General features: G+C 63.3%; 7 protein-coding genes and 1 pseudogene. 3 read left to right on the top strand and 5 right to left on the bottom strand.

From position 1 onward, the window contains the following. Nucleotides 1-18: 18 nt before the first annotated feature. From RQP54_RS01430 to RQP54_RS01410, 5 genes are read right to left on the bottom strand one after another with little or no spacing between them, the layout of a single operon-like run. Entirely contained in the window at nucleotides 19-642 is a 624-nt protein-coding gene (locus RQP54_RS01430; RefSeq protein ID WP_315676388.1) for an L-threonylcarbamoyladenylate synthase, read from the bottom strand. A gap of 9 nt (nucleotides 643-651) precedes the next feature. Beyond that, nucleotides 652-1,527 carry a 3',5'-nucleoside bisphosphate phosphatase gene (locus RQP54_RS01425; protein WP_315676387.1) on the bottom strand — a complete coding sequence of 292 codons (876 nt, stop codon included), beginning with the start codon at nucleotides 1,525-1,527 and terminating at the stop codon, nucleotides 652-654. A gap of 16 nt (nucleotides 1,528-1,543) precedes the next feature. After that, nucleotides 1,544-2,212 carry an RluA family pseudouridine synthase gene (locus RQP54_RS01420; protein ID WP_315676386.1) on the bottom strand — a complete coding sequence of 223 codons (669 nt, stop codon included), beginning with the start codon at nucleotides 2,210-2,212 and terminating at the stop codon, nucleotides 1,544-1,546. Beyond that, nucleotides 2,209-4,410 (bottom strand): ATP-binding protein, encoded by a 2,202-nt coding sequence (locus RQP54_RS01415; protein WP_315676385.1) that lies wholly within the window; start codon nucleotides 4,408-4,410, stop codon nucleotides 2,209-2,211. Before RQP54_RS01415 ends, RQP54_RS01420 begins: the two co-directional genes overlap by 4 nt. 36 nt (nucleotides 4,411-4,446) lie before the next feature. Next, on the bottom strand, nucleotides 4,447-6,141 hold the full coding sequence (locus tag RQP54_RS01410; protein ID WP_315676384.1) for an AMP-binding protein: 1,695 nt from the start codon (nucleotides 6,139-6,141) through the stop codon (nucleotides 4,447-4,449). Nucleotides 6,142-6,404: 263 nt separating this feature from the next. Between RQP54_RS01410 and RQP54_RS19790 the strand changes: the two are divergent. From RQP54_RS19790 to RQP54_RS01395, 3 genes and pseudogenes are all read left to right on the top strand, one after another. Next, nucleotides 6,405-6,509: pseudogene (locus RQP54_RS19790) on the top strand (ESPR-type extended signal peptide-containing protein); the annotation flags it as partial. A gap of 141 nt (nucleotides 6,510-6,650) precedes the next feature. After that, complete coding sequence (locus RQP54_RS01400; RefSeq protein WP_315676382.1) at nucleotides 6,651-9,224, top strand: filamentous hemagglutinin N-terminal domain-containing protein; 2,574 nt, start codon at nucleotides 6,651-6,653, stop codon at nucleotides 9,222-9,224. 155 nt (nucleotides 9,225-9,379) lie between these two features. Beyond that, nucleotides 9,380-12,268 carry a beta strand repeat-containing protein gene (locus RQP54_RS01395; protein WP_409997516.1) on the top strand — a complete coding sequence of 963 codons (2,889 nt, stop codon included), beginning with the start codon at nucleotides 9,380-9,382 and terminating at the stop codon, nucleotides 12,266-12,268. Nucleotides 12,269-12,271 lie beyond the last annotated feature (3 nt).

The following is a 12,271-nucleotide window of genomic DNA, read 5'->3' as shown; positions in this document are numbered from 1 at the left end:
TGGTCCAATACAAAAAATCTAGAGCCCGATGCGGGCCAGGTCGCCGCGGCCTTCTCGGATCAGTTCGGGCTCCTCGCCGCAGATGTCGACCACCGTGGTGGGCTCCAGTGGGCAGGCTCCGGCGTCGATGACACCTGCGAGCTGGTGCTCGAAGCGTTCGCGGATTTCGGCGGGGTCATTCATGGGCATGTCGTCCCCCGGGGCAATCAGTGTGGTGGCCAGCAGTGGCGCGCCATGCAGGGCCAACAGTTCGAGCAAGGTGGTGTGTTCCGGCACGCGCAGGCCGATGGTTTTGCGCGACGGGTGGCTCACGCGCCGGGGCACTTCCTTGCTGGCTTCCAGGATGAAGGTGTAGGGGCCAGGCGTGGCCGACTTGAGCAGGCGGTACTGGCGGTTGTCCACGCGGGCGTAGGCTGCCAGTTCACTCAGGTCACGGCACAACAGGGTCAGGTGGTGCTTGTCGTCCACACCGCGGATGCGGCGCAGTGCGTCCACCGCGGCCTTGTCGTCCAGGTGGCACACCAGCGCGTAGCTGGAATCGGTGGGCACGGCCAGGATGCCGCCCTTGTGCAGCAAGGCGACAGCCTGCTTGAGCAGGCGCGGCTGCGGGTTGTCGGGGTGGACTTCGAAAAGCTGGGCCATGGGATAGGTTCAGTGGGCGGCGGCGCGCAGCACCCGGTCGGCCAGGGACTCCCACACCGGGGTGAGGCCTGCGGGCAATCCGGGCAGGCTGCCGAGCTCGGTGTGGCTCTCGTCCGGGCTGTGGAAGTCGCTGCCGCGCGAGGCAAACAGGCCGAACTCGCGGGCGATGTCGGCGTATTCGCCGTACTCGGCCACGGTGTGGCTGCCGGTCACCACCTCCACGCCCTGGCCGCCATGGGCCTTGAACTCGGTGAACAGGGCGTACTCTTCGGTCGGGGTGAAATCGTAGCGGGCCGGGTGGGCCACCACGGCCATGCCTCCTGCACCCGTGATCCACTGGACCGCATCCTTCAAGGTGGCCCAGCGGTGCGGCACAAAGCCGGGCTTGCCTTCGGTGAGGAAGCGCTTGAAGACCTCGTTGGTGTCCTTGCAGACCTTGGTCTCGACCAGGAAACGGGCAAAGTGGGTGCGCGAGATGAGTTCGGGGTTGCCTGCGTACTTCAATGCGCCCTCAAAAGCGCCCTTGATGCCCACCTTGGCCAGTTCGGCGCCCATTTCCTGGGCGCGGGGGCCGCGGCCATTGCGGGTGTTGTAGAGGCCCCTGACCAGGGCGTCGTTGTGGTGGTCGAAGCCCAGACCGACGATGTGCACGGTCTTGCCTGCGAACGTGACAGAAATTTCGGTGCCGGTGAGGTAGCCCATGCCATGGGCGTGGGCCGCGGCGATGGCGCGGTCCTGGCCGCCCACCTCGTCGTGGTCGGTCAGGGCCCACAGGTCGACCCCATTGGCGGCGGCGCGCTCTGCCACGGCCTCGGGTGTGAGCGTGCCGTCAGAGACGACAGAGTGGCAGTGGAGGTCGGCGTTGAGCAGGGTGGTGGAGGTCACACCGCATTTTAGGCGCTTAGAAATCGGCTTCGCAGTGCAAGGTCAGCGGCAGGCCCGTCACCGGGTGCAGCAACTGCAGGGATTCGGCGTGCAACTGCAGCCGCGGGGCCATGGCCTGCACCGCGGGTGGGGCGTACAGGGTGTCGCCGAGGATGGGGTGGCCGATGGCGGCCAGATGCACGCGCAGCTGGTGGGTGCGCCCGGTAAGCGGCTCCAGCGCGACCCGGCTGGCATGGGAGCAGGGCAGTTGCGGCAGGGCGCAGTAGCGGGTGTGGCTGGGTTTGCCGGTCTCCAGGTCAATCTTGCGCAGCGGTCGTTGTGCCCAGTCGAAGCCGATGGGCAGGTCAATGTCGTGCCACTCGCCGATGCGGGTGGGCAGTGCGGGTGAAACCAGGGCGACATAGCGCTTGTGCACCTGGCGTTCGGAAAAGGCTTGTCCCAGGGCGCGTTGGCACTCCAGGGTGCGTGCGAACAGCAGCACGCCCGAAGTCGCCATGTCCAGGCGGTGTACCACCAGGGCGTCGGGGTAGGTCTTGCGCGCCCAGTGCCAGGCGCAGTCCTGCTTGTCCTCGCCCTTGCCGGGCACCGACAGCACGCCACTGGGCTTGTTGAGTGCCAGCAGGTGGTCATCGGCATAGAGCCACTGGCAGGCTTCTGGGCTGGTGGGCAGCCCGGCAACGTTCATGCGGTCGGCTGCAGCAGCCACTGCACGGTGTCGCACAGTTCGCTCACATCGTTGGGCTTGTGGATCAGGGCTGCGGCACCATGGGCCAGGGCGTTCTGCTCGATTTCCGGGGTCACGTAGCCCGAGGCCAATGCCACGGGCAATTCCTGGCGCAGTGCCTTGACGTCGCGCAACAGGTCCACGCCGCTGTATCCTGGCATGTTGTAGTCGGTCACCAGCAGGTCGATGCGGTGCGGTGCTTCTTTCAGCCACTGCAGGGCTTCCTGCGGGCTGGTGAAGGTGGTCACGTCAAAGCCCTTGCGCGTGAGCACGCGCCGCACCAGGAACACCAGGGCTTCGTCATCATCGACATAGAGCACGCGTTGGCCTTGCCCGCCCGGTGATGGTGTCGCTATGTTTTCAGGAGCTGCCTGCGCAGTAACGGTGGCGGCCAGGGCCGGAAAGTACAGGGAAAACCGGCTTCCTTCACCGGGCGTGCTCTGCACCTCGACCGCGCCCTGGTGGCTGCGCATGACGCCATGCACCACGCTCAGGCCCAGACCGGTGCCTTTGCCGACCTGGCGGGTGGTGAAGAAGGGTTCGAAGATGCGTTGCAGCGTCTGGGTGTCCATGCCCACACCGGTGTCGCGCACCACGACCCGCACGAACTCACCGGCCTCCAGCCCGAGTGGCTCAGCCTGCTCGGCCGCCAGGCTGGTGCGCTCGAGTTGCATGTGCACCTCACCGCCGCCCGACCCCACGGCGAGGACCGCGTTGGTGCAGAGGTTGAGCAGTGCCTGTTCCACCTGCGTGGCGTCTGCCAGCACGGTGGCATCGGTGTCGGCCGCGTCAACGATCAGACGCACATGGGGCGGCAAGGTGACGCGCACCAGGTGTTCGGTCTCGTGCACCACTTCGGCCATGCGCACGGGGCTGCGCTTGGGCGCTTCGTTGCGGCTGAAGGTCAGGATCTGCCGCACCAGGTCCCGCGCGCGCCGGCCGGCCTTGACGATTTCCGCCAGGCTGGCCAAGGCCGGGGAGTCTGGAGCGCTGTCCTGGCGCGCCAGCTCCGCATTGCCCAGGATGGCGCCAAGAATGTTGTTGAAGTCGTGGGCGATGCCGCCCGCCATGGTGCCCATGGCCTGCATCTTCTGCGACTCGCGCAATTGCGCTTCCAGCAGCTCCTGCTGCTTCTGCGCCAGTTTGCGGGCGGTCAAGTCGCGCGCGAAGATGGTGGTGATGCTGCCCTTGCGATTGCCCCGCTCATGAATCCATGGCTCGGGTGAGGCGGCAGTGCTGCTCGGACGCTTGCGTGAACGGCGCTCGAAACTCACGCTGATTTCGACCGGACAGGTGTCTCCGCCCAAGGTCAGGCCTTCGAACTCGCCCAGCATGGCCTGCGAAGGGATGGCTTCCGAGCGGATACGGGCTTCCAGCGATGGCAAGAAGCGCCCCAGCGGCATGCCCAGTGCCTTGGCCGCCGGGCACACGAACAGGCGCGTCGCTGCGGGGTTGAACACGGTGATGCGCTGCTGCTCGTCGACACAGATGATGGCGTCCAGCGAGGAATTGATGACCGCGGCCATGCGGTTCTCACTGAGCAGCAGTTGCTCATTCTTCTGGCGCAGGATGGCGGCGCTTTCCTGCAGCGCCTCACGCTGCGCCAGCATCGGACCCTGGTCCACCACGGCACAGATGAACTGGGCCAGTTCACCACCCGGGTTTTCCAGCCGCGCCACATGCAGGTCGCCCGTGAACACGCCGTCGCTGCCGACCAGAAAGCGCACTTCGTGCACCTGGCTGCTGCCTTCGTTCTTGGCATTGATGAAGGCGACGGCTACCTCGTCGGCATGGCCCTCGGCCACGAAGGGCAGCAGGTAGGTCAGTGGGCGGTCGTGCTCCTGGGGCTGGAACAGGCGCAAGGCCATGGCGTTGCTGGAGTGAACCAGTCCTTCCTCGTCGACCACCATGAGTGCCAGCGGCACGTTGGAGAACAGCGTGGCGAAGCGTTCGGACGCGCCTTCGGCTTCCTGCTGGCTGTAGCGCAGGGCCTGGTTCTGGATTTCGAGTTCGGCCTGCGCCTGGCGCAGGTCTTCGATCATCTGGTTGGGTGAGTAGGCGCCCAGGAAATCGGACTGGACGCCAAAGCCAGGTGATTTGTCCGCGCGTTGCAGCACGGAGCGCAGGGAAAAGGGTGATCGACGCAGGGGCGGGGGCATGGCTGCAGTGTAGCGTCTGCCCCTGTGGGTGTTGGCTTATTGGCCCGACCAGACCACCGGTTGCTTCTGCGCCAGCCAGGCCTCGAACTGCGCCGAGAACGCCGCTTCCATGACCGGGCGCTTGACCTTGAGCGTGGGCGTGACGAAGCCGTTCTCGGGGGTCCAGGGGGTCGTCATGGTGACCAGCATGTCCAGCTTCTCGTGCGGTTCGAGCTGGGCGTTGACGTCCTTCAGGTGCTGTGCCAGCTCGGCGGTGAGCGCGGCCTTGCCTTCAGCATTTTGTGCGCTGGCGCTGGCGTCGGGCGAGAGCAGCAGCAGCGCAATCGGCTGCGGCAGGTTGGCCCCGGTCACCAGGCAGGCTTCCACTGCCGTGTGGCGCACCAGCAGGTCTTCCACATGGGCCGGTGCCACGTACTTGCCCTTGCTGGTCTTGAAGATGTCCTTCACGCGGCCCGTGATGACCATGGCCCCTTCGGCATTGATCTGGCCCTTGTCGCCCGTGTGCAGCCAGCCGTCGGCCCCGATCGCCTCACGCGTGAGGACCGGTTCCTTGTAGTAACCCAGCATGAGGGCAGGGCAGCGCATCTGGATCTCGCCAGTCTCGGGGTCGATGCGCTGGTCCACCCCCTCGTAGGGGAAGCCCACATTGCCCGACTTGTCGGAGCCCGGCAACGTGCAGTGCGAGACACCGCAGTTTTCGGTCATGCCGTACACCTCGATCAGGTCCAGGCCGAGGCGGCGGTACCAGCGCAGCACTTCGGCCGGCATGGGGGCGGCACCGCCTGCCGCGATGCGGCACTGGTCCAGGCCCAGCCCGGTCAGGATCTTCTTGCGCACCAGGCCACCGATGAGCGGCAGTGAAAGCAGGAAATTGAGCTTCTTGGCAGGCATCTTGGAATGGATGCCATGCTGGAACTTGACCCACAGACGGGGAACCGAGAAGAAGATGGTCGGACGGGCTCGTTGCAGGTCCTGCAAGAAGGTGTCCAGCGACTCAGCGAAGAAGATCTGCCCGCCATAGCGCAGCGAGGCCTGTTCCACCAGCATGCGCTCGGCCACGTGGGCCAGCGGCAGGTAGGAAATGTAGCGGTCGTTGGCGTCCATGGGGATGCGCTTGGTGGCCGACGAAACGCCCCAGGCCATGGTGTTGAAGGTGTGCACTACCCCTTTGGGTTTGCCGGTGGTGCCCGAGGTGTAGATGATGGTGCTGACCTGGTTCCCATCCATGACGGGCTGTCCCTGCAAGGGGGCATTGCCGGTCAGCAGCTCATTCCAGGCCAGACCCTTCACATCCGCCGGTGCCAGGGGCAGCACCACCACAGGAAAGCCCTGTGGAATGCCGGAATGCACATTGGCGGTGTCGTCGAGTTTGCCAATGAAGCAGGCTTTGGCTTCGCTGTGCTCCAGGATGTAGGCAAGCGCCTCGGCATTGAACGTAGGGTAGATCGGCACCGACACGTAGCCTGCCATCTGGATCGCCAGGTCGGCCAGGATCCAATGGGCGCTGTTCTTGCCCAGAACGGCTACGCGGCTGCCTGCCTCCCAGCCGTGGGATTGCAGCCAAGTGGCCATGCGCCGCACCTGCTCGGCGGCCTGGCCCCAGGTGATGTTGTCCACGGCGCCACCGCCGGTGGGCTGGGTCAGGTACACCGCGTCGCGGCGTTGTGACTCCCAGCGGTACAGGCATTGCAAGGGCAGGTCGGAGGGCTTGACGGTGACGGTGGACTGCATGGTAAGGGCTTGCGGTAGTGAAGGGCGCGATTCTGGCGAGTGCAGAAACGGGCTGACAGACGTGTTTTCCCTAGGTGACGTGCCGCTTCGGACTGGCAACTTTGGGTGCGATGCGGGTCAGTGCTGGCAACAGAGCGGCGAAATGGCGACAAATGGCATAGAGCAGGGGGTATTTTTTGCAGTGCAAAGCCAGAGTGCGGTGGTTTAATGCAGGAAACGCCTGTGTTGGAAGGGCGGCTTGCTGTCTACTAAGGGGTTGCATCATGTGGAACCACGCATCACTCAACCATGTCTTTCGAACGGTCTGGAACCAGGCACTGGGGGCCATGGTGGCGGTTTCGGAAATCGGCAGTGCGGCGCGGAAGTCGCCGGGCGCGGGCGGAGCAGCATCGACCGCATCTCGTTTGTTTCGACTGAATTCCTCTGCAGCCCTTGTGGCTATTGCGTTGGGCGCTATAGCTTCCGTAGCGGCTGCAAATCCGACGGGCGGTGTGGCCGTGGTGGGCGGCATGAGTACCAGCACCCAGGGCAACCAGCTCACCGTCACGACCCAGAACGGTGCCGGCGGGAACTTCTCGGCGATCAACTGGCAGTCCTTCTCCATTCCCCAAGGGAGTAGCACCTACTTCGCTCAGCCCTCCAGTTCCAGCACGGTCATCAACCGCGTGGTCACCAACACACCATCGCAGGTGTTTGGCACCTTGGGCAGCAACGGACACTTGGTCTTGATCAACCAATCCGGCATTACGGTGGGTGCTGGTGCGGTAGTGGATACGGCTGGCTTCACCGCCTCGGCCCTGAAGATGAGCGATGCCGACGCACTGGCCGGGCGCATGCGCTTTGGTGACGGCAGCAGCGGTGGCAATGTCTCGGTGCAAGGCCAGGTGCTGGCCCGCAGCGGTGACGTGGTGCTCATCGGAAGCACCGTGGACACCGGCCAGGGTGCACTCATCCAGGCCCCCAACGGCAGCACCATCCTGGCTGCGGGCAACCAGGTCGAAATCACCGGGCGCGGTCTGGAGGGCATCTCCATGACCGTGCAGGCACCGGACAACAACGCCGTCAACCTCGGTACGCTCAAAGGTGATGCCGTGGGCATCTTCGCCGGCACCCTCAAGCACAGCGGAGCCATCCAGGCCACGCGCGCCACGCTCGAGGGCGGCAAGGTCGTGCTCAAGGCCAGCGGCGACGCCATGCTCGAAGGCAATGCCAGCATCACCGCCACGGGCACACGCGGCGGCAGCGTCGACGTGCTGGGAAAGCGCGTGGGCCTGATCGACAACACCCGCATCGACGTCTCTGGCGCACAGGGCGGCGGACAGGTGCGCATCGGCGGCGACTACCAGGGCAAGAACACGGCCGTGCCCAACGCGGAGTTCGCCTACGTGGGCAAGGACGTCAGTGTCCTGGCCAATGCCACCGGCAATGGCAATGGCAACGGCGGGCGCGTGATCGTGTGGGCCGACGACACCACGCGGGCCTACGGCACCATCGAGGCCAAGGGCGGAGCGCAAGGGGGCGACGGCGGTTTCATCGAGACCTCGGGCAAGCGCAGTCTGGATGTCGCGGGTATACGGGTTCGAACCGGAAGTAGTGCAGGTTTGGCTGGGATGTGGTTGTTGGACCCCTCGGACATGACCATTCAAAATGGAACGAGCACGGTGACTGCAAGCTCCGGCTTGTTTTCGGGGGGCGCGGGGTCATTGGTCACACCAGCGGACATTGAAAGCGGCTTAGCCAATGGTGACGTGTCGCTGATGTCTTCGTCGGGGATTTCTGTTTTGGATCCAGTGACTTGGACCAGTGCCAACATGTTGAACCTGCTCGCCAACAATGGTGACGTCACGGTTGGTGCTGCGTTGACTGCGACCAATTCGAGTGCGACGCTGAAGTTGCAGGCCTACGGGGGATCAACGCTTACCGGTAACGTCACCAATACCACTTCTGGCTTGATCAAAGTTGCCAGAGTGGAGGTAGTGGCAAGCGGAACCAGTGGCACGGTCAACCTTGTTGGCAACAATGAAATTTCCACCATCGCCGGCCAGAGTGGGGTGGGTGGGTTTCGATTGGAGAATGCGAATTCGGGTGGGTTAACCATCGGCAGTGTTGGCAATTCGTCCGCAGTTTATGGTGGCAATGCCGGGCTAGTGAAGATCAAGCAGGCAGCGGGTTCTCTCACGATTAACTATGTCGTGTACGTGAACGGTGCGGGATCCATCGATTTGAGCGCTGCCGGCGATATTGTTTTGGGCGCGAATGTGAAGGCCGTAGCCATGTCCAGTGCCAATCCAACGGGCACAGTGAGTTTGACTGCTGGCGGTGCCATATCTAGGAATTCGATGGCAGACACCACATACGAGGTTTTGGGGAGCAAAGTAGTGTTGAAGGCGGGTACTGGCATTGGTAGTTCCTCCAGCATGATCCGCATTGAAAAAACCCCGGTTGTTTCGGCGGCATCAGGTGGCGGTGGGGTGTATGTCCAGAGTGCCGACTCTGGCGCGCCCCTGTCCTCCGATCTGGTGGTGGAGGGAATCACCACCAACAGCGGTGATATCTACCTAGTGAACTACGGAGGCCTCAAGTCTACGGGCCTGGTTTCTACGGGAAGCGGTTCAGTGACCTTGACGGCCAACAGTCCGTTGGAGATTGGCTCGGGCGGATTGTCCGCTACTGGCAACATCACGCTGACTGCAGCGAACACGGGCAACCTGACCCTCAATGGACCTGTCAAATCCAGTGCTGGCAGCGTGACGATGTCTGCGACCGGCGGGACGTTGACCCAAAATAGTTCCGTGTTTGGTGCGGCTGGTGTTTCAGCTTCAGCAAGTTCAATGGTATTCGGTGCAGCTGCGACAACTTCTGGTTCTCCCATCAGTTACACGGCGGGAGGAACTGCGGTGTCGGCCCCCCTCGATCCGATCGCTACGGCGACCAGTAGCGGCACGCTCGTGACCACTTTTGAGGATGCCTTGACCGCTGCGGTCCAGGAGCAGGCCACGGAAGTCCAATTGGCATCGAATGAAGAGAAGAAGGACGACCCGCTGTTGGGCGGCGTTTCAACGGGGGAAATATGCTTGCGTTGATGCATGGTAGTTTGGTGTCGCAGCAACGTGGCGTGGTGGCAGAGCGCAAGGTCTTCAGACTAAGAACAAATTCAGCCCTTGTGGCTATTGCGTGGGGCGCTATAGCTTCCGTAGCGGCTGCAAATCCGACGGGCGGTGTGGCCGTGGTGGGCGGCATGAGCACCGGCACCCAGGGCAACCAGCTCACCGTCACGACCCAGAACGGTGCCGGCGGGAACTTCTCGGCGATCAACTGGCAGTCCTTCTCCATTCCCCAAGGGAGTAGCACCTACTTCGCTCAGCCCTCCAGTTCCAGCACGGTCATCAACCGCGTGGTCACCAACACACCATCGCAGGTGTTTGGCACCTTGGGCAGCAACGGACACTTGGTCTTGATCAACCAATCCGGCATTACGGTGGGTGCTGGTGCGGTAGTGGATACGGCTGGCTTCACCGCCTCGGCCCTGAAGATGAGCGATGCCGACGCACTGGCCGGGCGCATGCGCTTTGGTGACGGCAGCAGCGGTGGCAATGTCTCGGTGCAAGGCCAGGTGCTGGCCCGCAGCGGTGACGTGGTGCTCATCGGAAGCACCGTGGACACCGGCCAGGGTGCACTCATCCAGGCCCCCAACGGCAGCACCATCCTGGCTGCGGGCAACCAGGTCGAAATCACCGGGCGCGGTCTGGAGGGCATCTCCATGACCGTGCAGGCACCGGACAACAACGCCGTCAACCTCGGTACGCTCAAAGGTGATGCCGTGGGCATCTTCGCCGGCACCCTCAAGCACAGCGGAGCCATCCAGGCCACGCGCGCCACGCTCGAGGGCGGCAAGGTCGTGCTCAAGGCCAGCGGCGACGCCATGCTCGAAGGCAATGCCAGCATCACCGCCACGGGCACACGCGGCGGCAGCGTCGACGTGCTGGGAAAGCGCGTGGGCCTGATCGACAACACCCGCATCGACGTCTCTGGCGCACAGGGCGGCGGACAGGTGCGCATCGGCGGCGACTACCAGGGCAAGAACACGGCCGTGCCCAACGCGGAGTTCGCCTACGTGGGCAAGGACGTCAGTGTCCTGGCCAATGCCACCGGCAATGGCAATGGCAACGGCGGGCGCGTGATCGTGTGGGCCGACGACACCACGCGGGCCTACGGCACCATCGAGGCCAAGGGCGGAGCGCAAGGGGGCGACGGCGGTTTCATCGAGACCTCGGGCAAGCGCAGTCTGGATGTCGAAGGGATTCGTGCCAGTGCTTCGGCAGTAGCTGGCAAGGCCGGTACCTGGTTGCTGGATCCGGCAGATGTTTCCATTCAGGGCGGCACTGGTCCTGAGAGCATGGTCGAGTCCGCCGCAGGGTCGGGCATTTGGGTGCCGAATGTCGCGGCTTCGGTCATTCGAACCAATACGCTGAACTCGGCCTTGAATTCCGGAACCAATGTCACGGTGACCACTTATGACACGACACTGAATCCGACATCGCTTTCCGGCGGCAGTGGAAACATCACTGTGCAATCGGCGATAAGCTGGTCGGGTTCTGCGACCCTGACCTTGGATGCCAACAACGACATTACGCTGAGTTCCCTGGGGGGGAGCATCAGCGCTTCCGGCGGAATGCTGAAGTTGCTGGCTGGCAACCGCACGGGTGCCAATTCCGGAACCATTCGACAAGAGGCGGGTGGCAGCAATGCCATCAGTGTGCAAAAGCTCGAGGCGGTGGCATACCAGGATGTCGAGTTGACGAATACTGCCAACCAGGTCCAATACGTATCGGGCAAAAGTGTCGCTGGCTTCTTCAGTCTGTTCAGCAATTCCGCAAACGCGGTCAATGTCGCGTCCGTAGGGGGGAATGCGGGCATCAGTGCACAGCTTTCGGTTACCCTGAAGAACTATGGCAGTGGTGGACTCAATGTGGGCAACAACGTCAAGGCCACGGGGGGGGTGAATTCATCCGTGACGCTGGAGGATGCAGGCGGCTCTACGGGGGGTGGGGTCACGATCTCCGCTGGGGAGGTTTCTGGGGGATCCGTGACCATTTCCAGTGCTCGAATAGCGGGTAGCGCGATCAATCAAACCGGTGGGAGTGTCAAGGATGGTGGCAGCGGCACGACTTTGAACGCCTCTGGCAATGGCAGCATTTCATTGACTGGCGGCTCGAATGATTTCTCGTCAATCAACTTCACGGGGGCTCCAACATCGCTGTCCATCACCGATGCCAACAACATGCAATTGGGCGGGCTGTCGGCAAGCGGGGCGGTGACGCTGAAGGCGGGGGGCAATCTCATCGTAGGCAGCATTTCGGCCAGCGGGTATGCCGTGTCCCTGGTTGGTGGAGGGAGTCTGAGCCAATCGGGTGCGTCGAGCTTTGCGGCATCGTCTGTCTCGCTGACTGCAGGAACGGGCATAGGAACCAGTGCCAGCAAGTTCAACGTCTTCAGCATTCCTGTGGTCACTGCCAGCACCAACACGGGCGGTGTCTATATCCAAAGCGGGGCGGCCGTCACCATTCAGGGCATGACGGCGAATGCCGGAGACATCGTGGTTTCGAACTCCGGAGGCATTACCACGACAGGCCTGGTATCGACAAGCAACGGCGCAGTGACGATGACAGCCGCGAGCCCATTGACCGTCGGCGCGGGAGGGGTTTCTGCCAGTGGTAACGTGACACTTACCGCCGCCAGTCCCGGAGACCTTACCCTCAATGGCCCGGTCAAGTCCGGTGCGGGGAGTGTGAGCCTTTCAGCGACAGGTGGTGCGCTGAAACAGAACGGTTCTGTTTTCGGGGCCACTGGTGTCTCAGCGACAGCCAGCTCCTTTGTCTACGGCAGTGCCGCTACAACCTCGGGTGCCCCGGTGAGCTACACCACTACGGGGGGTCTGGCGGTGACGCCTCCAATCGACCCGATCGCCACCGCGACCAGCAGTGGCGCGTTGGTCACCACATTTGAAGAGACATTGACTGCGGCCTTGGAAGGACAGTCGACCGAAACGCAGTTGGCGTCGAACGAAGAGAAGAAGGATGATCCGCTGTTGAGCGGCAGCGCAACGGGGGAAATATGTCTACGATGAGGA

Origin of the sequence: Curvibacter sp. APW13, assembly GCF_032337135.1 — a bacterium.
Taxonomy (GTDB): domain Bacteria; phylum Pseudomonadota; class Gammaproteobacteria; order Burkholderiales; family Burkholderiaceae_C; genus Allorhodoferax.
This window is presented reverse-complemented; position numbering and strand designations above follow the sequence as displayed.

What these genes read in the sequence shown, in the direction of transcription:
- RQP54_RS01400 (WP_315676382.1), top strand. Translation starts at nt 6,651, where the DNA reads ATGAGTACCAGCACCCAGGGCAACCAGCTCACCGTCACGACCCAGAAC.
- RQP54_RS01410 (WP_315676384.1), bottom strand. Translation starts at nt 6,141, where the DNA reads ATGCAGTCCACCGTCACCGTCAAGCCCTCCGACCTGCCCTTGCAATGC.
- RQP54_RS01415 (WP_315676385.1), bottom strand. Translation starts at nt 4,410, where the DNA reads ATGCCCCCGCCCCTGCGTCGATCACCCTTTTCCCTGCGCTCCGTGCTG.
- RQP54_RS01420 (WP_315676386.1), bottom strand. Translation starts at nt 2,212, where the DNA reads ATGAACGTTGCCGGGCTGCCCACCAGCCCAGAAGCCTGCCAGTGGCTC.
- RQP54_RS01395 (WP_409997516.1), top strand. Translation starts at nt 9,380, where the DNA reads ATGAGCACCGGCACCCAGGGCAACCAGCTCACCGTCACGACCCAGAAC.
- RQP54_RS01430 (WP_315676388.1), bottom strand. Translation starts at nt 642, where the DNA reads ATGGCCCAGCTTTTCGAAGTCCACCCCGACAACCCGCAGCCGCGCCTG.